Consider the following 24,567-nt stretch of genomic DNA (forward strand, 5'->3'; position numbering starts at 1 on the left):
TTTTTTCTTATGTTTCCAAATATTTTCTCCAATTTTCGTCATGTTTCGAGTTTTTCTTACGATTTACTCGCCTTTTCCTGTTAAAATATTTCAGTTCATATAAGGATATTCATTGCTTAATCCGATACATTTCCACTGTTTAAGACATTATTTTTTTCTTTATCTTTTAGGACACGCCTTTATAATTCATATATACCCGTATTTCTACATAATAATCCTATCCAATGAAAAAAAAAAGCGAGGATAATAATAATCCTCGCCTCAGCTTGCCTCACCAAGTGTATCTTCGTAAATATTTAGATTTGCTTCATTTAACATCCATTCAATATGAACTCCGTAACCACTTGTCGGATCATTTACAAAAACATGTGTAACAGCTCCTATAAGCTTTCCATCTTGAATGATTGGGCTTCCACTCATTCCTTGAACAATACCACCTGTTTTCTCTAAAAGTCGTTTATCCGTTATTTTGATAACCATTCCTTTTGTTGCAGGGAATTTTTGTGGAATGGAATTAACAATCTCGATATCAAATAATTCTACTTTATCCTCATCAACTACTGTTAATATTTGTGCAGGTCCTTTTTTCACTTCATGGGAAAGTGCAATTGGAATTGCTTTATCATATACACCATTTTCTAATTCCTTATTCAGCTTCCCAAAAATTCCAAACTGATTATTCTTTTGTATACTACCTGCGACATCCTTTTCTGGTAAAAATCTTGCTAATTTTTCCCCTGGTACACCATTACTTCCTTTTTGAATAGAAGTTACGGTAGATGGAACAATATAACCGTCTTTTACAACAATCGGCATTTTTGTATCCATGTCAGAGATAACATGCCCTAATGCCCCATATTTTTTTGATTTTGGTTCATAGAAGGTAAGTGTCCCGATTCCAGCTGCAGAATCACGGATAAATAAACCGAGCTTAAACTTTTGTTCTTTAGCATCTTGTTTTGGACTAAGTTTCGTATGAAATTCTTTGTCATTTCGCTGAATAACGATATCAAGTGGTTCTCCACTTTTTCCAGATTCCTGTACAAATGGCCCAACGTCACCCATTGATTCAATCGTTTTTCCGTTAATTTTTGTAATTAAATCGCCTATTTTAATACCTGCTTCTTCTCCTGGGGATACTTTTCCTGATTCCGTTTCAACGAGATGGTGTCCAACTACCAATACTCCCTTTGAGTTAATTTTGACACCAATTGATTGTCCACCAGGAATGACCTTGAAATCTTTAAGAATGTTTACATCGACTTTCTTCACTGGAATCCCAGCGATTTGAAGAATTACTTCACTTTTTCCTTGATTCTCGGCATTTAATGTAAGTCGGTCATCATTATAGTCAATATCCAAATCATCGTTCGTTTGAGATGCTTGGACAGGTACAGAAGTTGCTATTATTTGTTTTTGTCCTTCAAAAATCGTTAACTCCTTCGGCAATTGAATAATGCTTCCTAGAGGGGAAAAAAAGCCGATAAATATGAAAGAAACAAGGAGAATACATCCAAATATTTTTCTAATATTGTCGAACTTCAATCCATTCACTCTCCTCGCTCCTAATCCACACACACAACATCACTTACACTTATAATGTTGCCTAGGATTGAAACATTTATAATGCATTTCTTGAAAAAAATACTGTACAAGTTGGGTAAGTTTGGTATCGTAAAAAAAATCATAAAAAAATCGCGAAAATATTTATCTTTCGCGACTATACTTTTACTACTTCTTCTTTAAATTGATTAGCTAATTTTAGCATTTCTCGTGAATGCTCTTGTGTTGCAGTCGTTATTTGTGCTCCAGAAATCATTCTCGCAATTTCATTTATCCGTTCATCTTCATTTAAAACGCGAATAGCTGTTTTCGTTCGATTACCGATAATTTCCTTCGAGATAAAATAATGATAGTCACTCATAGCAGCGACCTGTGGTAAATGCGAAATGGATAAGACTTGCGAACCAATCGAAATTTGATAAATTTTCTCCCCGATCGCTTGTGCAACTCGCCCACTAACACCTGTATCCACCTCATCAAAAATAATGGAGGTAATTCCTTGATGCTTAGAAAAAATCGTTTTTAACGCAAGCATAATTCTAGAGAGCTCACCACCTGATGCTATTTTTGCTAACGGTTTTACTGGCTCACCAGGATTGGTGCTTATGTAAAACTCAATCGTATCCATACCATCCATCTTAAATAGTGGCTGATCATTTTTGTGGAAACGAACCTCGAATACGGTTTTATCCATATAAAGCCCTTTTAATTCCTTGTGAATCGCATCGGTTAATTTTTTTGCTGTCTTTTTGCGGATAGCTGTTACGTTTTCCCCTTCGAGGATTAAATCTTTTTCAATCGAGAATAGTTTCGTCGTTAATTGATTAATATGATTTTCCCGATTGGTAATCATTTCAATCTCTTCGTCAATTTTTGCACAATATTCAAGAATTTCCTCGATTGTCTTCCCATATTTTCGTTTCAATTGATTAATTTCATTTAAACGATCCTCTACATAGTTTATTCTTTCTGGATCATACTCTAAATTTTCGATTTTATCCCGTAATGTGTGCATGACATCTTCCAATTGATAAAAACTATTGGATACAATTTCATACATTTCCTTGTATTCTTCATCCATTGTGATTGTTTCTTCTAAATTAGCTAGGGCTAATCCAACCCAATCAATACCTCGCTGTTCTCCCTGCAGTGCTGCATAGCTAGTATTTAACGCCTGATATAAGCGTTCAAAGTTCATATATTTTTTCTTTTCATTTATTAGTTCTTCATCTTCCCCAATTTGTAAATTTGCATCGGTAATTTCCTTTAATTGAAATTGCAAAAGATCGAGCCGTTGTACCATCGTTTGTTCATTTACACTTAGTGAATGTAAATCTTTTTTTACCTTTTCGTATTCTCGGTAAATGTATTGGTATTCAAGTAATGCCTTTTGGATAGATTCGCTACCAAATTCATCTAATAGCTGTAGATGGCTGCGTTCATCCATTAACTCCTGATGCTCATGCTGTCCATGAATATCAATTAACGATCTTCCAATTTCACGCAAGGTGGAAATCGTCACTAATTTTCCGTTCACTCGGCATACGCTTTTTCCAGAAACCGTTATATCTCTTCTTAATACAACCATTCCTTCTTCGATATCAATTCCAAATTGCAGCAAGCGTCGATTACATGGGTGATTATCATCGATTAAAAACAAACCTTCAATCTCTGCTTTTTCAGTTCCATGGCGGACAAAATCGGCTGAGCCTCTGCCTCCCGCTAATAAATGGATGGCATCAATAATAATGGACTTCCCTGCTCCTGTTTCACCTGTTAAAACAGTAAAACCTTTTTGAAAGGAAACCGATATAGATTCGATAATGGCAAAATTCTTTATAGAAAGTTCTGCTAACATACCATTCCCCTCCTTTAGATCACGTTAACATATCTATCAAACGGGTCGTTAAAGCTTTCGCATCATTTGGTGTTCGCGTAATTATTAAACATGTATCATCCCCACAGATTGTTCCTAATATTTCATCCCAATCTAAGGAATCTATTAATGCACCGACCGGATGTGCATTACCAGGAATTGTTTTTAGCACAATAAGATGATCTGCATAATCAATTTTAACGAAAGCATCCACTAATGTTTTTTGTAATTTTTCTAGTGGATTAAATCTCGTATCCGCAGGTAAACTATACTTATAATTACCATTATTAGAAGGCACCTTCACTAAATGAAGTTCCTTTATATCTCGTGATACAGTTGCTTGTGTAACGTTAAATCCTGCATTCTTCAACCGATCAACAAGTTCGTCCTGTGTTTCAATATCGTTATTTGCAATGATTTCACGTATTTTAATTAGGCGTTTTACTTTACTCATGAGCATCCCCTCAATATTTTCTTGTAAAATTAGTCAAGTATCTATATCTTATTTATTCTCTGGCTTTCGACAAAAATCCTTTAATTTTTCATATACCCTTATTTTACAAGAAAAATAAGAAATAGGAAATTTATTTCATAAAGAAAGAGAGGAAGCATATTAGCTTATTCCTCTCTTTTCCCAGCCTTTAACTGGTTATGTGCTTCTGCTACGACATTGTCAACTGATACTGTTAAATTGTTATCTCCTTTTTCCTTTTCACTACTCCATTTCAAGTGGAGCAAGAATTCGATATTTCCATCCCCACCAGTAATTGGCGAATAGGTAAGGTGGTCAACATCATATCCTTCTTGTAAGGAAAAATGAACGATATCGTTAATAACTTGAAAATGAACTTTTGGATCTCTCACAATTCCTTTTTTCCCAACAAGCTCTTTCCCTGCTTCAAATTGTGGTTTAATTAAAGCAATGACATCGCCATTATTCACCAATAATTTTTTCAATGTTGGTAATATTAGTCTTAATGAGATAAAGGCTACGTCGATAACTGCAAACTCTGGTAATTCACGTGAAAGATCTTCTGGCTTTAAGTAACGGAAATTCGTTCTTTCCATTACGACTACACGATCATCATTACGAAGCTTCCATGCCAATTGATTATAGCCTACATCTACTGCATAAGAATATTTTGCTCCATTTTGTAGTGCGCAATCGGTAAATCCACCGGTGGAGGATCCAATATCAATAAGGACTTTATCTTGAACAGATAAATTAAAGGCTTTCAAAGCCTTCTCCAGCTTATACCCGCCACGTGAAACATATGGCATTTGCTTTCCTTTTATTGTTAATGGAATGGAAGCAGCCACTTTATCTCCTGGCTTGTCTAATCTTTCCTCATTCGAGTAAACAATACCTGCCATGATTGCTCGTTTTGCCTTTTCACGAGTTTCTGCTAAACCACGTTCTACTAATAATATATCAAGTCTTACTTTAGGTTCCTTCATTTTTTATGCCCTTTTTACTATTTTTTTTGTCATATTGCCAATCTTTTGAACAATATTTTCCGTTGTTAATCCAATTTCATGTAATAATTCGGAAACACTTCCATGTTCGATAAATTTATCTGGTATTCCCATACGCTCGATGGATGAATTAGAATAGCGGTGATCGCTTGCAAATTCAATTACAGAGCTACCAAAGCCACCTTGTAAAACAGCCTCTTCGATTGTTAAGATTGGAATATTTTCGTCTAATATCTTGGATAGTAATTGCTCATCTAATGGTTTTATAAAGCGAGCATTTACGACTCTCACCTGTACACCGTATTTCTCTAATATTCTTGACGCTTCCATGGCCATTGGTATCGTTGTGCCAAAGGTTAAAATCACTGCATCTCTACCTTCTTTCAGCACCTCCCACGTACCAATTGGGATCGTTTTTAATTTTTCATCCATAGGGACACCTAATCCATTTCCTCTTGGAAAGCGCATCGCAATTGGGCCATCATCATATTTCATTGCCGTATATACCATATGTTGTCCTTCATTTTCATCTTTCGGCATCATCAGCACCATGTTTGGTAAATGACGTAAAAAAGCAATATCAAAAACACCTTGATGGGTTTCACCATCTGCTCCAACAAGACCTGCTCGATCTATTCCGATAAATACATTTAATTTTTGCCGGCAAATATCATGAACAATTTGATCGTATGCTCTTTGAAGGAAGGTGGAATAGATAGTTAAGTATGGTTTCATATGTCCTACTGCAAGTCCTGCTGCCATTGTCGTTGCATGCTGTTCAGCAATCCCAACATCATATATTCGATCTGGAAATTCCTCCTGATAGCCTTCTAGCTTAGAGCCTACTGTCATTGCTGGTGTAATTGCAACGATTCGATCATCCTCACGTGCAATTCTTCTCACCGTCTCACTTACAACTTTACTCCATGCAGGTGGACTATTCACCGGTTTTACAAAATCGCCTGTTTCAATTTTATACGGACCTGGTCCATGCCATGTGCCAATTGTATCTGTTTCGGCAGGATAATAGCCTTTGCCTTTTTTAGTTACTACATGAAGCAACACAGGGCCTTCGGTTTTTTTCGCATATTTGAGGTTCTCAAATAAATCGTCAAAATTATGTCCATCAATTGGACCTAAGTAGGTAAACCCTAATTCCTCAAAAAACACACCTGAAACTAATAAATATTTTAGACTATCCTTTAACCGTTCTGCTGTAGAAGCTACTTTCCCACCAACTGCTGGAATCTTCTTCAAAAAGGATTCTAATTCATCCTTCACCCAATTATATTTTCCAGCGGTACGTAATCTTCCTAGTACATTGTGAAGTGCACCAACATTTGGAGCAATAGACATTTCATTATCATTGAGAATCACAATCATATTTTTCTTTTCATGTCCAATATGATTAAGTGCCTCAAGAGCCATCCCACCAGTTAAAGCTCCATCACCAATAACTGGGACAATAAAATGGTTTTCTTTTTTTATATCCCGCGCAATTGCCATTCCCATTGCAGCAGATAAACTTGTGGAACTATGACCTGTTTCCCATACATCGTGATCACTCTCACTTCGTTTCGGAAATCCGCATAGCCCTTTATACTGTCGTAACGTACCAAAATCTTTTGCCCGTCCGGTTAAAATTTTATGTACGTACGATTGATGTCCTACATCCCATAAAATTTTATCATTCGGACTATCAAACATTTTATGAAGTGCAATCGTTAATTCAACAACCCCGAGATTCGGACCAATATGACCGCCAGTAATGGATAATTTTTTTATCAAAAATTGGCGGATATCATTACTAAGCTCTTGTAGCTGTTCCATTGTTAATTCACGAATAAAAGAGGGGTCTTTAATGGATAACAGATCCATAACGGATCACTCACTTTCGTATCGATTTCCCGGTATTTTCTTACCAAGCGATTTTCCTATTTTTATTGTTTTTATGATTAATTACGGTAATAAACTGCTTATGTAAATGAATACATAATAGAATCTTACAAAATAGTGGACGTGTATTCAATTAGTGGCAACAAATTTACCCACCTTTATCAAACTGATTGTCCTTTCCTTTATCATATCAAATAAATAGTGATCCCGTACAATTTCTAACTCTTTAATGGTCTCTTTTGCCAATTAAATCCGTGATTTTTTCTAATTGCTCTGTTTCCAGTGGCAGTTTACGCAGAATACTTTTTGCCAAATGGATATGTTCCTGTAATTTTTTCTTCGCCCCTGCTAGCGTTAATAAGCTAGGATATGTACTTTTATTATGATTGTTATCACTTTGCGTTTTCCCTAGCTTTGCACTTGTACCTTCGATGTCTAAAATGTCATCCTGGATTTGAAAGGCAAGACCAATATGATTTGCAAATGTTTCTAAACGTTCTAATGTATATGTATCTGCTCCGGAAAGAATTGCTCCTGCTTTGACACAAAAGGTAAGCAATTTCCCCGTTTTATGTGTATGAATATATTCTAGCTCTGTTAATGTTAATGTTTGATTTTCGCCCTCCATATCAGCAGCTTGTCCGCCAACCATCCCTTCAGGTCCGGCTGCTTTCGCTAACTCATAAATGATGGATAATTTTTGCGTTTCTGATATGTTTAACTCGTTTAATTCTGAAAGCAGTTGAAAACTATAGGTCAATAACCCATCACCCGCTAAAATGGCAATCGCCTCGCCGAACACTTTATGATTAGTCGGTTTTCCTCTTCGAAGGTCATCATCATCCATACTAGGTAAATCATCATGTATTAATGAATAGGTATGTATCATTTCTACCGCACAGGCAACAGGTAAGCCGATTTTTATATCCTTACGAAACGCTGCCAATGTAGCAAATATAAGTAGTGGCCGGATTCTTTTTCCGCCTGCTTGGAGTGAATAATCCATTGATTTTTTTAGCGTCTCTGGCATTTCGAGTCTTTCGATATATTTTGATAATTCCTTATTAACGTGTGAAATACTTTCGCTCATGGAACTTGATAAATGCTGCAACCCTATTCCTCCTCGTTGATGACAAAGCTTTCCGTTTCCCCATTTTCTTTCAAAATTTCTGTTAATTGATCCTCGACATTTTTTAGTTTTTGATTACAAATTTTTGCTAATTCCATACCTTCTTTATATTTTTCAATTGCTGTTTCTAAAGGAACATTGCCTTCCTCTAAAATATCAACAATACCTTCTAATTTTTCCATTGCCTCTTCAAATGTTAATGTCTCTTTATCAGCCATTTTGGTCATTCTCCCTTCTTTCTAATACTTGCGCATGCAATTTTCCGTCAAATAATGAAATATTTACTTTATCTCCTACCGCTACATCCTTCACGCTTTTCAATAATTTTTCGTCATCCTGGTAAACGATACTATATCCACGGTTCATGATTTTCAAAGGACTTAACGCCTCTAATGTTTGGATAATCCCGACAAATTGCTTTTGTTTATCCTTTAACAGATTTTCTAATAATCGATTTAATCGCTTTTCTTGGTTGGTATACATTGTTTTTGCTCGTTCAAAATGTGCCTGTGGATGATTTCTTTCTAGTCGTTTACTCAATAGCTGTAACTGCTGAGAATGATCTTTTATTAATTTTATCATTACTCGATTAGACCTTTCCATCGTCCGATCAAGATGCTCCATTTTTTGTTCAAACATTTTATGTGGATAGCGGAATGCATAGGATTTCGTTAATCTCGATAACTTTTCATTCTCCATGTTCACTTTTTCTTTAATAACACGTAATAGCCGGATTTTACGATTTAGCACCCGTTCCATTAAATCCTCGATATGTGGAACAGCTAGTTCCGCAGCTCCAGTAGGTGTAGGTGCCCGCATATCTGCGACAAAATCAGCTACTGTAGTATCCGTCTCATGGCCAACAGCAGAAATTATTGGGATATTTGATTCAAATATTGCACGAGCAACGATTTCCTCATTGAATGCCCATAATTCCTCTATGGAACCTCCGCCTCTACCAACTATTAATACATCTGCTTCATTTCTTTCATTGGCTGTTTGTATAGCTTTTACAACTGAAGGTCCGGCTTGATTTCCTTGTACAAGCGCAGGATAGACAATAATTTTTGCAACCGGATATCTCCTTTTTATCGTTGTAATAATGTCTCGTATTGCTGCTCCGGTTGGTGAAGTTATAACACCAACCATCGTTGGAAATGGTGGCAGTTTCTTCTTATATTCTTTTTTAAATAAACCTTCTTTTTCTAATTTCTCTTTTAATTGCTCAAATGCTAAATAAAGCCCCCCAATTCCATCGGGTTGCATTTCTTTTACATATATTTGATATTGGCCACTCGGTTCATAAACGGTGATTTCTCCCCGAAGTAACACATTCATTCCATTTTCCGGTTCAAAGCGCAATTTTTTTGCACTTGCTGCAAACATGACAGCAAGTATTCGTGCTTTTTCATCCTTTAATGTAAAATACATATGTCCGCTAGAATGTCTCTTAAAATTTGATATTTCCCCTTTTACATAAAAATCCTGTAAATATGGGTCATAATCAAATTTTCTTTTTATATACTTTGTAAGTGCTTGTACCGTTAAATAACGTTCTTCTGACATAAACACACTCCTTTAAACCGTACACGATTGGCTGATACATTTAGTGTACAAAAAATAAGATAAGCAGTCACCTATTATCGGTGCTGCTTCATTCTTAACTATCAAAAGCTATGTATTTCTGTATTAAGATTAAACAAGATCCATGACATTATGGATGTTTTTTGCAGCCTGCACCGTATTTGCTAATAGCATTGTAATGGTCATTGGTCCTACTCCACCTGGTACAGGTGTAATATATGCTACCTTTTCTATGACATCGTCTGTTAATACGTCCCCGCAAAGTTTTCCTGCATCATTACGATTCATTCCAACATCAATAACGACTGCACCTTGTTTCACATCGTCTGCGGTAATTAAATTTGCGATACCGACAGCAGCAACCAATATGTCCGCTTGGCTTGTGTAGTATCGTAAATTTTCGGTTTTCGAATGACAATAAGTGACAGTCGCATCTGCTGCTAAAAGTAGCTGACCAATTGGCTTACCGACAATATTACTTCTACCGATTACAACCGCATGTTTCCCTTTCAAGGAAACATCAGCCTCTTTTAACAGTTCCATTATCCCAAGTGGTGTACACGGAACAAAGGACGGCTCGCCAGTCATCATTTTTCCAACATTGCTTGGATGAAATCCATCGACGTCTTTTTCAGGACTAATCGCTTCTAGTATGTTTTTCGCATCGATTTGTTTAGGTAACGGAAGTTGTACGAGAATCCCATGAATAATCGGGTCATTATTCAATTCATGAATTTTTTCCAGTAAAAATTCCTCTGAAATGCTTTCATCATAATGTAATAGTAGAGAGTGAATTCCTACCTCTTGACATGCCTTTTGTTTATTTCGCACATATGTTTGTGATGCGGAATTATTTCCTACTAAAACAACTGCAAGACCTGGAGTTATTCCATTATTTTTTAATTTTGTAACTTCCTCTTTTAAAGCTTGCTTTTTTTTGATTGAAACTTCTTTTCCACTGATTAATTTACCTGGCATGTCTCCACCCCTTTTGGAAATAATGCTACTTATTTATCTAATGCTTTTTTCACCTTCGATAATACACCATTAATAAAACGACTGGAGTTCTCATCACCAAATTTTTTCGCGATTTCCAATGCTTCATTAATCGCCACACTAGTTGGTATTTCTTCCATGTATTTCATTTCATAGACAGAAATTCTTAAAATATTTCGATCTACGTTTGCTAGCCGACTAATTGTCCAATTTTCTAGATGTTCGGAAATTAATTGGTCAATTTCTTCTAGATGATTAATGGTTCCATATATCACCTTTTCTAAAAACGGATCTTTTTCTTCATCCTCCAGTACATGCTCATATGCTTGCTCGGCATCAACTTTCCCTACATCTACTTGGAAAATTGCTTGTAATGCTTTTTCTCTAGCTGTCCTTCTATTCATGAAAATACTCCTTTATTTCGTATTCATTATATGTAGTCCATTATTCTGTCCTATTTTCTAAACAAATGATAGCAAACTATCCTTTAAAAAGAAAGGGGCAGATTCAATTTGCAATTATTCGTGAATATTAATAGAATGCTTTCTTTAAAAGTAGTTTATCCGAAAATACGATGGGTGAACACATATTCCATTTGTGAACTTTCATTTGTTAGCATAATAACGAACAAAAAAAAGAAGCAGGGCGGATTCCCTGCTAGCTTTCGAATAATCTCTTATTCTTCTTCGGAAGACTCTTCCTTTTGTGTTTCGAAGTTAATGTTCACAACATGAACATTAACCTCGTCGGTTTCTAAGCCCGTCATGTTTAATAATGCTTGGCGAATATTGTCCTGCATTTCTTTTGCAACCTTTGGTATTGTTACGCCAAAATTAAGTACACAGTAAACATCTATTTTAATTTGGTTGTCGGAAAGATCTACTCGGATTCCCTTTCCGTGGTTTTTCTTTCCTAGACGTTCTACTACTCCAGAAGCAAAATTACCGCGCATATTTGCGACTCCTGTAACTTCTGAAGCGGCAATTCCAGCAATAATTTCAATAACTTCCGGTGCAATTTCAATTCGACCTAAGCCACCATTAGTCATTTCTAATGCTTGATTTTCAGCCATTTCGCATACCTCCTTCTTCAGTATCCCTCATTACATTATACGTTTCTAAAAACTTCGTATTGAACTGACCACTGACAAATGTTTCATGATCCAACAGACGGGAATGGAAAGGAATAGTAGTTGCAACACCTTCAATTGCATATTCACTTAACGCTCGTTTCATCCGACTTATTGCTTCTTCTCTTGTCGCTCCATAAGTAATCAGTTTTCCAATCATCGAGTCATAGTAGGGAGGAATTGAATATCCTGGATAAACGGCTGAATCCACACGTACACCTAAACCGCCTGGTGGTAAATACATTTTAATTTTCCCTGGAGATGGTAGGAAGTTCTTCTCAGGATCTTCCGCATTTATCCGACATTCAATCGCCCATCCATTCATTTTAATATCTTCTTGCTTATATTGTAAAGGCTGACCACTTGCAATAAGAATTTGTTCTTTAATTAAGTCGATCCCTGTGACGAGTTCTGTAACTGGATGTTCTACTTGAATTCGGGTATTCATTTCCATAAAGTAGAATGATTCATTACGGTAATCATATATAAATTCTATCGTACCAGCGCCTGTATAATCAACTGCTTTAGCAGCTAAAACTGCTGCTGCTCCCATTTTATTACGAATTTCCTCATTTAATGCTGGCGATGGAGATTCTTCTAATAATTTTTGAAGTCTTCTTTGAATCGTACAGTCCCGCTCTCCTAAATGGATCACGTTGCCAAAATTATCACCTAATACTTGGATTTCAACATGACGAAAATCTTCAATATACTTTTCTATATAAACGCCTGGATTACCAAATGCAGTCATTGCTTCTTGTCTCGTAATGGTTATACCATTTATTAATTCGTCTTCATTCCGAGCAATCCGGATTCCTTTACCGCCACCACCGGCAGTTGCTTTAATAATGACTGGATATCCGATATCTCTTGCAACGGCAAGTGCGTCGTCCATTTCTTCCACAATTCCTTGTGACCCAGGAACAATCGGTACTCCCGCTTGCTTCATTGTTTCTCTTGCAACGTCCTTCGTTCCCATTTTCGCAATAGCTTCTGGGCTAGGACCAATAAAAGTTAGATGACATTCTGCTGCTAAAGCTGCAAAATCTTCATTTTCTGCTAGAAAACCATAACCTGGATGAATAGCATCACAACCGGTTAGTCTAGCAACACTTAATATATTTGGTATGTTTAAATAACTATCTTTTGACGGATTTGGTCCGATGCAATATGCTTCATCTGCCATTTGCACATGTAGTGCCTCTTGATCTGCTGCAGAATATACAGAGACAGTTTCAATACCCATCTCTTTGCACGCACGAATAATTCGGACAGCAATTTCTCCTCGATTTGCAATTAATATTTTCTTTATCATAACTGAGCACCTCTTATTTTACTTTTACTGAAAACAGTGGTTGGCCAAATTCTACTAATTGGCCCTCTTCTACAAGAATCTCAGCAATTTCACCTTCTACATCTGCCTCAATTTCATTAAATAGTTTCATCGCTTCCACAATACAAACAATTGTTTCTTTCGTTACTGGTGAACCAATCTTCACATATGGTTCTGCACCTGGTGATGGTGCATTGTAAAAGGTTCCTACCATTGGTGAGGTAATTGTATGTAATTTTGCCTCTTCCGCAGTTTCTGGATTTGTAATTACTGGTGCTTCTATTTTTGTTTCTACATTTGGAGTAGAAACTTCTACTGGTTTTTGTTCTGCTTGTGGTAAAGCAGTATTTATTACTTGAACTGGTAGAGAAGCAGATAGCTCTCTCACTTCTGCAAGATTATTTTTTTTCATTATTAACTTTATACCTTCATTTTCAAAAGTAAATTCATCAATACTTGATTGATCTACAAGTCTGATTAGTTCACGGATTTCTTGGACTTTCAACATGTAAAACACCCCTTAAAAAATTATGACTAACTACTAATACTATACGATATAATGTACCTATAATTCAATCCTTAATAAAAGGTTAATACAAGTAAACGCTATTTTCAAGCTTTTGTCGCATGAAAAAATGTGTCCCAAACTTTGATTGGAACACATTTTCCGCTTAAATCTTTATCGGGAAAAATGTTTTTATATTACCCGAGAAAAATAGATTCATTATTTTGTTTCATCTTCTGTTTGGAAGGAAACTTGGACAGAGGATGTTCCCATTTCTTTTGCAGCCATTTGAATGATTGCATTTGCATTTGTTTTAGAAGGCTCTTGTCCTTTAACGGTAATCGATACATTTTTACCATCGGCACGGACTAATGCATCTTCATAATTTAATGTTGAAACAATTAGTTTTTCTAACAATCTTTCTTTCTCAGCAATTTCATTAATCATTTCCATTTCATCTTTCGCTTCACTAATTTCTTCTGCTGATAATTCTGTTGAACCTACAATTGTTTGCAACTCCTCTATTCTTCTTCCACGGTCATCTTGCATTTGAAGGCGAATCGCTTCGAAAGCTTGATCAGTTGTTAATTGATTGCTAGTTGCTCCATCTGCTTCGTTTTGCATTTCTTCTGTTCCAGCTTGCTCATTATCAACATTTGCCACATTTGACTTTTGATCTTCCCCAAAAATATAGTATACAGATAGGACTACGACTAGACTTAGCATTGTTAATAACCACACGGTTTGTTTTTTTAACATCATTTTTTTATCCCCCTTAAGCTATTTTTTAACTTGAACTGAGACACGATGGCTAGAGACATCTAGTACTCTAGTGACTGCCTCAATTATTGATTTTTTCACTTGCAGATTATCTGCACCTTTAGCGACTATCAAAACTCCTTGAATCTCAGGTTTTTTCGTTTCTGAAATTAATGGTATTTCTTTGTCACCTTCGCGGATAAGAACCATCTGCTCTTCGGTAGAATCATCTTCCACCTTACGCTTTCCACCATTCGCATCGGTTTCTTCCGTAGTTTGTTTATGATTTATTTTATTTTTTTCATAGATTTGTTTCTCTGTTGCTTCCACATTTACTACAATGGATACGTCGTCTACGCCAACGATGGCTTCTAATGGATCCTTCAGTTGATTTTCATAGTAGACTTCATAATCCATCATGGAAGAAGGCTGGCTGCCACTATTTTTGCCGAGTGTTTCCACATCTTCAACAGCATCGTTTGTTGAATTTACGGGCATAGGGTCAGTGGATTGCTGGTTACCACTTAAAAACTTACTCATTAGCATAAAAGCTATCCCGATAATTAATGCGATTAAAATATAATGATGTTTACCCAGCTTTTGATTGCCGCTGGAACCATTTTTATTATTATTCAACCATTTTTTTAGAGAAGATAACGGTCCTCGCTCTTCACTCATTCCCACTATTCCCCCTTTCAACTGTAATGTGAATAGTTTCCATATCTACCCCCCAGTTATCGGAAAGAAAACTTGCAACAGACGAATCTATTACATTAGTATCTTCTTTGGGTACTCCTTCATTTGTATCTATTTTTACTTCTTGTACTACTTCTACTGCCGTTTGATCGTCGCCTTTTGCTTCTTCTAAAACAACGGTAATACCATCAATACTTTCCATGATATTTTCCATGCTGGCTGTATTATCAAACGTGTCATTTACTACTAACTGAATATCCTTAATTTGTAAATTAAACCTTTCCATCAACTCCTTTTGTGTTAATTCCTCTAATTGGACAGCCGTTTCTTCTAAAATATATGCACGTTGTTCGGCTTGTATATCTATTTTCTTATTTTCTATTGAATTTTCTATGGAAGAATTATTTCGATCAGCTTCTTTTGTTGCCTGATGCAATAATTCGTTTGCATCCACAGAAAACAATTGAAAAATCGGAGTTAAAATAATTACGATTAATAACAATCCTAAAACCATTTTGACGTATTTTTGCAAATTCGTTTGAGGAAGTAACAGCTCTACAACTACCGCAAGTAAAATAAATAATAAAATATTCGTTATCCATTCTGAAAGAAATTCCATTTCCTCACCTACCTTAACGAACCATCATTGTCAAATTACCAGCCATCACAATTACGGTTAAGCATAAGAAAAACATGATTGCCACAATGCCTAGTGCAGCAAAAAGATAGATAACACTTTTAGAAATAATATCTAAACAAGTAATTATCGGTCCCCCACCTAACGGCTGGAGGAGTGCTGCTGCAAATTTGAAAATAAATGCAATCATTAAGATTTTTAATGCAGGAAACATGATTAATAGTAAAAGAATGCCAACACCAGCAATTCCAATAGTATTTTTCATTAATACGGATGCACTAATCACCGTATCTGCCGCATCGGTTAGCATCCTACCGACAACCGGTATAAAATTTCCCGTAACAAACTTTGCTGTTTTAATAGCAACCCCGTCGGCAACCGCTGTTGTAGCACCTTGAATGGAGACTACACTTAAAAACACCGTCATAAATACACCGAGTAAGCCGATACTCCAATTCCGTAATAATTGTGCAAGCTGTGTAGCCTTATAATGTTCTGTCAAAGTACTTACAATGCTTAATAATGTGGATAGAAATAATAGAGGTAGGACGATGTTTTTCACAAATATCCCACTTATATCTGTTAAAAATAAAATGACTGGATGGAAAAATCCGCCGGAGATGATACCACCACTCGTGGCAATTAATGCGAGTAGCAATGGGATAAATGCAATCGTGAAATGTATCATATTGTCAATTGCCCCACTAGCATATTCAATCGCAATATGAAAACTATTTAATGCAATGATCATAAGTACCATAAACACAATGGAATATGCAATTTTACTAACGGTGCTTTTTTCAAAGGCATTTTGAATGGATTGTAAAAACATACTAAAGATTGTCAGCATAATCAGGGATCCTAATAATTGACCGTTTGCGATTAATTCATGAAAGACATAACGTAGGGCAGCAAGTCCCCATTCCTTTAAACTAAAATCATCTGCAGATTTTATATAATCTAGAAGACTTCCTTTCTCACTTTCTGGTAAAAATCCGCCATAATCCGTGACAATTTGATCCCAAAATTGTTGAATATCACTGAAATCGATTGTTTCTAATTGTTCCTCTACTAAATCGATTGCATTCTTTCCTTCTTCTGGTGTAGAAGCGAAGATAGGACTTGTCCAAAGAAAAAAGAATACCATTCCGAAAAGTATACAGCGGACGATCTGGCGCTTCATTGTTTCACCTCAATTTTGATATACACTATTACTATGTTTACTATTATTAGGAAGGAATCATTTTTAAAATCATTTCAATTAATACGGTTAAAATAGGCACGGCCATCGCTAAAATAATTATTTTTCCAGCCATTTCTATTTTAGAAGCAATTGAACCTTGTCCAGCATCTTTTGTTATTTGTGAAGCAAATTCTACAATATATGCAATCCCTATGATTTTTAGGATAGTTTCCACGTAAACGGTATTTACTTTTGCACTAATTGCGATTCGTTCAATCATTTGAATGATCGTATAAATTTGATCAATTAAAAACAAAAATATGACACTACCAGTAAATACAGTTAATAGGAACGCGATATTTGGCTTTTGTTCTTTAATAATGATTGCTAAAAATGATGCAATTAGTCCTATTCCAATTATTTGCAGAATATCAATCGAGGAGCCCTCCTTTATTTAATTAAATAAAAAGACGGATTTTATCTTTTGAAATAGATCATCCACAATGGTTGCTACTTGAAATAAAATATAGATAAAGCCAAAAAGGGTTACCCATTGGGCATATTCTTTTTTCCCTACTTGATCAAGAATTGTATGCAAAAAGGCTACTACAATTCCAACCCCTGCTATTTTAAAAATTACATCAACTTCAATGCCCATCATTGATCCTCCCTATCATCGATCCGCTGTACCTATTTCGTATGATTATTCAACTTGTTCAGCCAATTGTTACGTTAAGACATGCAACCCTGCTTTTGTAATGTCTACTTGAAGAAACCAATTAGCCTCTCATTTACCAATCCATTAAATTAATAAAATAATAATCAGTATTCCTGATAACACACCTAAATTTTTTACCATTTTTCCATATACAAGCTGTTTGTCCCTTGCTTCTACTTCTTCTCTTTCTAAATGTGTTAATGCCAGCCGAATTTGTTTTTGCTGCTGAACTCGATCATGCCTTCCTAATGTTTCTCCAAATTGGAGTAGAATTTCGTACTCACCTTTTTTTAACGCGGTTTGCTTCCAAACCTCATTTAAACTTTCCTCCCATGCAACCTTTGCTGTTGTATCGATTTTTATTAAATTCGTGGCAAATCTTTTAAAAATTTTCCCAACTGGTCCGTCGATTTGCTTTGCAATTCTTCTCGATGCTTCATGAAGTGGAGCATGTCCAAACATGATTTCTGCCTCTAGGCTCTGTAAGGCTGATTTGAGCAATCGTAATTGACGTGTCCTTTCTGTTAACAATCTCGATGCTTCAAAACCAATCCAGCTGGTGGCAACAAGAATAATTAAAGCACCTAGGATTTTCATCATTACGTAACACTCACTTTTCTAAATATTTCCTTACCATTTTGATCCTTTAATCCAATAATCGTTCCTGGACCTTTTTTCCTCGAAAGCTCAATATATCGATCAAACACCTTCTGCTCTATTATTGGTCGAAGTGCTGGCCGTCCATATAGATCGGTAACCGATTCTCCATGGGTGGTCATAATTAAACATATTCCTGCATGCACTGCTTCTAAAATAGCTTCCGTATCTTCCTTTCTACCAATTTCGTCTACAATGAGGACATCTGGACTCATCGAGCGTATTAACATCATCATTCCTTCCGCTTTTGGACATGCATCAAGTACATCTACTCGCATTCCAAAGGTTAGCTGCGGAATACCATGTACACATCCAGCAATTTCGGAACGTTCATCGACAATGCCAACCTTCAGTGGCGGTATTGAATGCTTTTTTGAACCGGTAGAAATAATTCTCGCTAAATCTCTTAATAATGTTGTCTTACCGGTCTGTGGAGCACCAACAATCATCGTATGCTGCCACTTTCCTTGATACAAATAAGGAATCCATTTTTCGGCAATCCCGATTTGTTCTTTCGCCACCCGAATATTAAAAGAAGATATATCGCGGATAGCTTTTACTTTTCCATCCTCTAAAATTACTTTTCCAGCTAATCCAATACGGTGACCGCCTTCAATGGTGATATATCCACGTTTTAATTCCTCATCCAATGTATAATAGGAATTTTGACTTAGCATATTTAGTAAAAGCTCTGCATCAAAAGGTTGGACGATATACGGTAAGTAGATCGTATGCTGCATTGTTGAAATTTCAATTGGTCGATTAATCCTTATGCGAACCTCTTCCATTTGTTCTATTTGCTCAGGAGGTAAAACTAGTATTTGTTCTTGAATTGTTTTAGGAAGAAATGCTAGTACACTTTGCATAATCGTCCCTCTCCCTATTTTTTCAAAGTTTGTTCTTACTAAAATGTATGGCAGCCCTGTACAAAGTATGACCTTCAATTTTAATAATGATAGAAATAATAATATGCAAAAAAAAACAACCGGTTGGATTAACCGATTGTTTTTTTGCTTACTTTTTTATTTTTTCGCTGCATGCTATATCTAGCGATTAACCGCGAGAAACATAAGAGCCGTCTGTTGTGTTAATGATTAATTTATCGCCTACATTTACGAAGAATGGTACTTGTACAACTAAACCAGTTTCTACAGTTGCTGGTTTTGTACCACCTGAAGCTGTATCCCCTTTAATACCTGGTTCTGTTTCAGTTACTTCTAGTGTTACAGTATTAGGTAGCTCAATACCAAGTGTTTCTCCTTGGTACATCATAATATGAACTTCCATATTTTCTTTTAAGAAGTTTAATTCATACTCTACTTGATTTGCTGCAAGCTCTACTTGCTCGTAATTTTCTGTATCCATGAATACATGGGAATCACCACTTGCATATAAATATTGCATTTTGCGGTTATCAATTTGTGCTTTTTCTACTTTTTCACCTGCACGAAACGTTTTTTCTTGAATCGCACCTGTACGTAGATTTCGTAATTTAGAACGTACGAACGCAGCACCTTTACCTGGTTTAACGTGTTGGAAATCTAATACTCTCCAGATTCCGCCGTCTACTTCAATCGTTAAACCTGTTCGAAAATCATTTACTGAAATCATTCAAAAATCCTCCTACTATTACAATATAATTAAATCTTTTGTTGAGTGAGTTAATGCTTCATTACCATCTTTTGTAATGATTGTATCATCCTCAATACGCACACCACCAAGACCTGGCACATAAATTCCTGGTTCAACAGTAACAATCATTCCTGGTTGTAATACTATGTCAGATCTAAAAGATAGAGCAGGACCTTCATGAACCTCTAAACCAATCCCATGACCAGTAGAATGTCCAAAATTCTCACCATACCCGTGTTCCGTTATATGATTACGTGTGATGGCATCTGCTTCTTTTCCTGTCATTCCTGGGCGAATCAATTCCATTGCTTTTAATTGAGAATCCAAAACAATTTGATAAATATCTTTTAATTGTTGGGATGGCTCTCCTACTGCAACAGTTCTAGTGATATCAGAAACATATCCTTCATAATAAGCACCATAGTCTAATGTTACCATATCTCCCTTTTCAATGACCTTATTTGTTGCAACACCATGCGGTAAGCTCGAACGAACTCCTGAAGCAACAATAGTATCAAAAGAAGATGAAGTTGCACCACATTTTCTCATGAAAAATTCAAGTTCATTGGAAACTTCAATTTCTGTTCTTCCAGGTTGCATGAACTCAAGTATATGTTTAAAAGCTGCATCTGCAATATCAGCAGCCACCTTTAATATCTTAATCTCTGCGTCCGTCTTAATCAAGCGAATTTTTTCTACCACTCCACTAACTGGTACTAATTCCGCAGCGATTTCTTTTTGTAGTGTTTGATATAAAGCGTATGTAACATCATTTTCTTCAAACCCTAGCTTTTGTATTCCTTTTTCTTTACATAATCTCGCTACTTCGCTAGTAACTGTCCCTGCATGCTGGACAACCTCAAAGCCTACTGCCTGTTTATTGGCTTGCTCCACATAACGGAAGTCTGTAATGAAAAATGCATCCTTCTCGCTAATGAGAACGACACCAGCTGATCCAGTAAAGTTCGCTAAATATCTACGATTATATGGGCTCATAATTAAAATTGCATCAATGCCTAATTCTGAAAATTGACTACGTAGTTTTACTAATTTCTCCATGTAAATCCTCTCCTTAGTTACTGTATTTACTTCTCATTCAATAGAGCCAATCGCTATATCCCCATTTACGACAGCTTGCAAAATATTGAAAATTTTTAATGCTAAATGCTTCGAAACACAAAAACCTTAATATAAGGATAAAAATATTTTATCATATTATTGTAAATAGATACTATAGTTTACACGGTTTTTAATGACTCATTATCTTTATCTTCGTGATGTTTGCGAAAATTTTGCTCATTATATTCATAAGAAATTGAATATCCAACAAAAACTCCAAATAATATATATAAACAAAGCGTTGTTATGATCGTATTATAGTTTAAATCATGGAGCGGATTTAAGCTTGGAAACAGTGGATTTAAAACGAAAAATACTAAAGCAAATAAAATTGCACCGTAACCAATACCTATCCAGATTGTTCGAAATTTTCGAAGCGCAATATAATAAAGTAGGGCAGCTCCAATTCCAAAAAGGCCGATCACAATTAAGGAAATAACGGTCCCAAGCCATTTTGTTTTCCATGCCCCCAATGCCCATGGTTCAAGAATCATATTTGGTCGAATTTCTGTAAAATGAAAATAATACGCTAGAAGTCCTAGTGCACTCCAGAATAGCCCCCCAACAAAACCTGTGAGGACAGCATTTACACTTGCTGATATTGGTTTTGCATGCTGATTTTGTTCCAACTTTGCTTTCTGCATCTATTGCAACCTCCATTTGTAATTTGACCTAATGTTAGTTTTTCTTAAAAAGAATTCTTCATTCAGCTATAGAAGAATATTCCAATCTTTTATAAAATATAAGTAAGATAATATAAACTTTACAAAATTCATGACATGTTCTCATAAACAAGTAGTTTTAATTTTTCTTAAAATACCGTTTAAAATTTTCCAAATATGCTCATGATGCTCTTAGGAGGTGGCCCGCATGAAATCCAAATATTTCGCTATTGTCTTTTATAGTCTTCTCATGCTTGCTGTAATTGGTTTATTTGCAAACCCATTACGGATAGGGCGCGAAATTTTGATAACAATTGCAATTGTTGCGATAATTTTTCTTTTGTTTAGACATTTTGCGGCTCCAGTAAGTCCGGCAAGAAAAGAGCAGCGAGCATTTATCCATGCCGCTCGTCGTTCAAAGAGACGATTAAAAAAACAATTAAGCGCAAAACAACAAATGAAAAAAAATAAAAAAGCGATTCGAAAATCCTATCCCTCTCATTTAACCGTTATAGAAGGGAAAAAAGGGAAGAAGAAAAATCGAGCGCTTCATTAATCATATTGCTTCTTCATTATCCATTATTTAATATGTCCATCTTTTCAAAAAATCTTGTGTCCTCAATTTACCAAATTCAATGAGGGCACTTTTTTTCTCCTCTGTTATCGAAAATTCGGTAGTAACAATTCCTTCTGTTGGAATAAAGATTATATTTTTCACATGTTTTTTAGATATATACCGTGCATCATGTGCATCCATCATTGTTGCAAATAACGCTTCAAATAATTGCAGTGCATTTTTTATTTTTTTCATTGGTTTATCCTTATAATTGTGACTTAATTTTAAGCCAATTACCGGACGCTTTTGTTTACCTCCATCATGTTCAAATAACCACATCGGGAAATTACTTAATACTCCACCATCTACGATGACTACTTTCCCTTTAGACGTTTTCAATTGTACTGGTTCGAAAAAATAAGGAATACTGCAGCTCATTCTTACAGCTTTGGCAACGGAAAAGGATTCAAAAGCCAAATCATATTTATGGAGATCATCTGGCAATACAACCATTTTTCCATTTGTTAAATCAGATACAATTACTCGTAGTTTACCTGGTGGGAGATCTGCAAATGTTTTGATACCTTTTGCTAGCAGCCTTTCAGCTATCCAATTTTCTAGCGCTTGTCCTTTATAGAGTCCTAATCTCCAGTATAGAGGTAACCAGTTTAAAATTTTTAATGGGAAAAGGGCTGGTCGCTTATCCAAGATCGAAGTTAAATCAAGTTCATTTAACGCGTTATTAACCTCTTGTGCAGTATAACCTGCTGCAATTAGTGAAGCAATAATCGATCCTGCACTTGTTCCAGCCAGTCGTGAAAATGTAATTCCCTTTGCTTCTAATTCCTCATAGGCGCCAATGAACGCCAAGCCTTTTATCCCGCCTCCAGAAAATACTGCATCGACCTGCACAGGCATCCCCCCATGTTTTATTACTTCATATTTAATCAACAGGAGGAAAAAATAGTACATTTGCCAAGCTAGTTATTTTGTAAATATTTTCATTGTTCGTCCGTCTTGGTGGGCAAAATTCTCTAATAAAAAAGAACGAGAGATACTCCTCTCGTTCTTTTCTTATTATAATTTTTTTAGCATATTTATTTGTTTATAAACCACATTTTAATTGGGCACCACAGTTATCACACGTATTACAGCCACCATGTTCTTTCACTTCACCTTTTCGGCATATTGGGCAAATATCCCCAATTTCCGATCCATAAGTGACATCTGTAGAACGCAAATCTTGAATTGTTTCTACAAGGACTACTTTTGGTTTTTCTAATGAGGCAGGTGCTACATCTTCAGAAGTGTTTCCCTCCGCCTTTAACGTTAACACCTGTGCATCTCGGCTTCCATCTACATAAACGGTACCGCCTTTTGCTCCGCCTTTGTATAGACGCTCGTATACTTTTTGCACCTGTTCCACTGTATAGCCTTTTGGTGCATTTACTGTTTTACTAATGGAACTATCTACCCAGCGTTGAATTACACATTGCGTGTCGGCATGAGCTTCTGGAGCTAATTCCATCGCAGTAACAAACCATTTTGGTAATTCAGATGAAGCTGCATTTGGATTTCGTTCTAAATATTCATTTACGATTTCCGCTTTCACTTCAATGAATTTACCAAGTCTACCACTACGGTAGTACGTAAAGGAGAAATATGGCTCAAGTCCAGTAGAAACTCCAATCATTGTACCTGTAGATCCAGTAGGAGCAACGGTAATTAAGTGCGAGTTACGAATTCCATTTTCTAAAATTGATTGTCTAATATCCTCTGGCATTTTCTTCATATAGCCAGTATTTATAAATGCTTGGCGTAAACGGTTCGTTTCCTCTTCTGTTTTACCTTTTAAAAATGGGAAACTACCTTTTTCTTTCGCTAATTCAATTGAAGTACGGTAAGCTGTTGTTGCGATCGTTTCAAACACTTTATCAACAAGCTCATTTCCCTCTTTTGAACCATATTCTTTCTCACAGTAGATTAATAAATCTGCTAGACCCATAACGCCTAAGCCTACCCGACGTTCCCCTAGGGCTTGCTTCTTATTTTCCTCTAAAAAGTATGGAGTTGCGTCAATTACATTATCCTGAAGTCTTACGCCTGTTTGTACAGTATTGATTAATTTCTCAAAATCAACCTGTTTCGTTTCTTTATTTACCATGTTCGCTAAATTAACAGCTGCTAGGTTACATACACTAAATGGTGCAAGTGGTTGTTCCAATTTTGTTATCCTAAAGGCTTTTTATCCTTTAGTTCTTACAGTTTGCTTCCTGTAAGTTCAGCATATCTTTTCATTACAAATATTGTAATGTTGCGGTCTCGTGGCAAGATTATATTCTGTTTTATCCACAGTTTCACTTGCTATGCGTTGCCCCTGACTAAAGTGTTACCTCTAGCCTTCGGTTCGGATTTGCATCTCAGCATCCCCGCTTTATCCCGCAATTTTTTACGTGAGGCA

At 36.0% G+C, this 24,567-nt stretch carries 26 protein-coding genes and 1 pseudogene; 1 reads left to right on the top strand and 26 read right to left on the bottom strand.

Going from position 1 to position 24,567, the window contains the following annotated elements; genetic code table 11:
* Positions 1-261: 261 nt before the first annotated feature.
* The 24 genes from spoIVB to OEV98_RS09750 form a co-directional block, all read right to left on the bottom strand.
* Complete coding sequence (gene spoIVB / locus OEV98_RS09635; RefSeq protein ID WP_407676508.1) at positions 262-1,545, bottom strand: SpoIVB peptidase; 1,284 nt, start codon at positions 1,543-1,545, stop codon at positions 262-264.
* Positions 1,546-1,720: 175 nt separating this feature from the next.
* Positions 1,721-3,421, bottom strand: coding sequence for a DNA repair protein RecN (gene recN / locus OEV98_RS09640; RefSeq protein ID WP_263073065.1), 1,701 nt, complete (start codon positions 3,419-3,421; stop codon positions 1,721-1,723).
* A gap of 19 nt (positions 3,422-3,440) precedes the next feature.
* Entirely contained in the window at positions 3,441-3,893 is a 453-nt protein-coding gene (ahrC, locus tag OEV98_RS09645) for a transcriptional regulator AhrC/ArgR (protein WP_263073066.1), read from the bottom strand.
* A 164-nt stretch (positions 3,894-4,057) separates the two neighbouring features.
* Positions 4,058-4,897, bottom strand: a complete 840-nt coding sequence (locus tag OEV98_RS09650) for a TlyA family RNA methyltransferase (RefSeq protein ID WP_263073067.1) — start codon at positions 4,895-4,897, stop codon at positions 4,058-4,060.
* A 3-nt stretch (positions 4,898-4,900) separates the two neighbouring features.
* Complete coding sequence (gene dxs / locus OEV98_RS09655) at positions 4,901-6,793, bottom strand: 1-deoxy-D-xylulose-5-phosphate synthase (protein ID WP_263073068.1); 1,893 nt, start codon at positions 6,791-6,793, stop codon at positions 4,901-4,903.
* Positions 6,794-7,037: 244 nt separating this feature from the next.
* Positions 7,038-7,901, bottom strand: a complete 864-nt coding sequence (locus OEV98_RS09660) for a polyprenyl synthetase family protein (protein WP_263073557.1) — start codon at positions 7,899-7,901, stop codon at positions 7,038-7,040.
* A gap of 23 nt (positions 7,902-7,924) precedes the next feature.
* Complete coding sequence (xseB, locus tag OEV98_RS09665) at positions 7,925-8,158, bottom strand: exodeoxyribonuclease VII small subunit (protein WP_263073069.1); 234 nt, start codon at positions 8,156-8,158, stop codon at positions 7,925-7,927.
* Positions 8,151-9,506: an exodeoxyribonuclease VII large subunit gene (gene xseA, locus OEV98_RS09670; RefSeq protein WP_263073070.1), complete on the bottom strand. Its 1,356-nt coding sequence runs from the start codon at positions 9,504-9,506 to the stop codon at positions 8,151-8,153. The genes xseB and xseA overlap by 8 nt, the downstream gene beginning before the upstream one ends.
* 129 nt (positions 9,507-9,635) lie before the next feature.
* Positions 9,636-10,502 (bottom strand): bifunctional methylenetetrahydrofolate dehydrogenase/methenyltetrahydrofolate cyclohydrolase FolD, encoded by an 867-nt coding sequence (folD, locus tag OEV98_RS09675; protein ID WP_263073071.1) that lies wholly within the window; start codon positions 10,500-10,502, stop codon positions 9,636-9,638.
* A gap of 29 nt (positions 10,503-10,531) precedes the next feature.
* A complete protein-coding gene (gene nusB, locus OEV98_RS09680) occupies positions 10,532-10,924 on the bottom strand; it encodes a transcription antitermination factor NusB (protein ID WP_263073072.1) in 393 nt (130 codons plus the stop codon).
* 272 nt (positions 10,925-11,196) lie between these two features.
* The gene (locus tag OEV98_RS09685; protein WP_263073073.1) at positions 11,197-11,592 is read right to left on the bottom strand and encodes an Asp23/Gls24 family envelope stress response protein; all 396 of its coding nucleotides are present in this window, start codon (positions 11,590-11,592) and stop codon (positions 11,197-11,199) included.
* The gene (gene accC, locus OEV98_RS09690; RefSeq protein ID WP_263073074.1) at positions 11,585-12,964 is read right to left on the bottom strand and encodes an acetyl-CoA carboxylase biotin carboxylase subunit; all 1,380 of its coding nucleotides are present in this window, start codon (positions 12,962-12,964) and stop codon (positions 11,585-11,587) included. Before accC ends, OEV98_RS09685 begins: the two co-directional genes overlap by 8 nt.
* Before the next feature lie 13 nt (positions 12,965-12,977).
* Positions 12,978-13,490, bottom strand: a complete 513-nt coding sequence (gene accB / locus OEV98_RS09695) for an acetyl-CoA carboxylase biotin carboxyl carrier protein (protein WP_263073075.1) — start codon at positions 13,488-13,490, stop codon at positions 12,978-12,980.
* A 216-nt stretch (positions 13,491-13,706) separates the two neighbouring features.
* On the bottom strand, positions 13,707-14,249 hold the full coding sequence (locus tag OEV98_RS09700; protein WP_317633801.1) for a SpoIIIAH-like family protein: 543 nt from the start codon (positions 14,247-14,249) through the stop codon (positions 13,707-13,709).
* 18 nt (positions 14,250-14,267) lie between these two features.
* On the bottom strand, positions 14,268-14,924 hold the full coding sequence (gene spoIIIAG, locus OEV98_RS09705; protein WP_263073076.1) for a stage III sporulation protein AG: 657 nt from the start codon (positions 14,922-14,924) through the stop codon (positions 14,268-14,270).
* Positions 14,917-15,561: a stage III sporulation protein AF gene (gene spoIIIAF, locus OEV98_RS09710; protein ID WP_263073077.1), complete on the bottom strand. Its 645-nt coding sequence runs from the start codon at positions 15,559-15,561 to the stop codon at positions 14,917-14,919. The genes spoIIIAG and spoIIIAF overlap by 8 nt, the downstream gene beginning before the upstream one ends.
* A 13-nt stretch (positions 15,562-15,574) precedes the next feature.
* Positions 15,575-16,762, bottom strand: coding sequence for a stage III sporulation protein AE (gene spoIIIAE / locus OEV98_RS09715; protein WP_263073078.1), 1,188 nt, complete (start codon positions 16,760-16,762; stop codon positions 15,575-15,577).
* A 46-nt stretch (positions 16,763-16,808) separates the two neighbouring features.
* A complete protein-coding gene (spoIIIAD, locus tag OEV98_RS09720) occupies positions 16,809-17,189 on the bottom strand; it encodes a stage III sporulation protein AD (protein WP_263073559.1) in 381 nt (126 codons plus the stop codon).
* A gap of 27 nt (positions 17,190-17,216) precedes the next feature.
* Positions 17,217-17,420, bottom strand: coding sequence for a stage III sporulation protein AC (gene spoIIIAC / locus OEV98_RS09725; RefSeq protein WP_263073079.1), 204 nt, complete (start codon positions 17,418-17,420; stop codon positions 17,217-17,219).
* 144 nt (positions 17,421-17,564) lie between these two features.
* A complete protein-coding gene (gene spoIIIAB / locus OEV98_RS09730; RefSeq protein ID WP_263073080.1) occupies positions 17,565-18,080 on the bottom strand; it encodes a stage III sporulation protein SpoIIIAB in 516 nt (171 codons plus the stop codon).
* Positions 18,080-19,003 (bottom strand): stage III sporulation protein AA, encoded by a 924-nt coding sequence (gene spoIIIAA, locus OEV98_RS09735; RefSeq protein ID WP_263073081.1) that lies wholly within the window; start codon positions 19,001-19,003, stop codon positions 18,080-18,082. Before spoIIIAA ends, spoIIIAB begins: the two co-directional genes overlap by 1 nt.
* 187 nt (positions 19,004-19,190) lie before the next feature.
* Positions 19,191-19,748: an elongation factor P gene (gene efp / locus OEV98_RS09740; RefSeq protein ID WP_263073082.1), complete on the bottom strand. Its 558-nt coding sequence runs from the start codon at positions 19,746-19,748 to the stop codon at positions 19,191-19,193.
* Between the two features lie 18 nt (positions 19,749-19,766).
* Entirely contained in the window at positions 19,767-20,828 is a 1,062-nt protein-coding gene (locus tag OEV98_RS09745) for a M24 family metallopeptidase (RefSeq protein WP_263073083.1), read from the bottom strand.
* Between the two features lie 179 nt (positions 20,829-21,007).
* Positions 21,008-21,532, bottom strand: coding sequence for a YqhR family membrane protein (locus OEV98_RS09750; RefSeq protein ID WP_263073084.1), 525 nt, complete (start codon positions 21,530-21,532; stop codon positions 21,008-21,010).
* 226 nt (positions 21,533-21,758) lie between these two features.
* On the opposite strand from OEV98_RS09750, the gene OEV98_RS09755 reads away from it, so the two are divergent.
* Entirely contained in the window at positions 21,759-22,106 is a 348-nt protein-coding gene (locus OEV98_RS09755) for an SA1362 family protein (RefSeq protein ID WP_263073085.1), read from the top strand.
* A gap of 27 nt (positions 22,107-22,133) precedes the next feature.
* Here OEV98_RS09755 and OEV98_RS09760 read toward each other — a convergent pair whose 3' ends face one another.
* Together OEV98_RS09760 and OEV98_RS09765 are read right to left on the bottom strand one after the other, a co-directional pair.
* Complete coding sequence (locus OEV98_RS09760; RefSeq protein ID WP_263073086.1) at positions 22,134-23,018, bottom strand: patatin-like phospholipase family protein; 885 nt, start codon at positions 23,016-23,018, stop codon at positions 22,134-22,136.
* 193 nt (positions 23,019-23,211) lie between these two features.
* Positions 23,212-24,327 (bottom strand): annotated as a pseudogene (locus OEV98_RS09765) (vitamin B12-dependent ribonucleotide reductase); the annotation flags it as partial.
* Positions 24,328-24,567 lie beyond the last annotated feature (240 nt).

This window comes from Perspicuibacillus lycopersici (assembly GCF_025660475.1).
In the GTDB taxonomy this organism is placed as follows: Bacteria; Bacillota; Bacilli; order Bacillales; family Caldibacillaceae; genus Perspicuibacillus; species Perspicuibacillus lycopersici.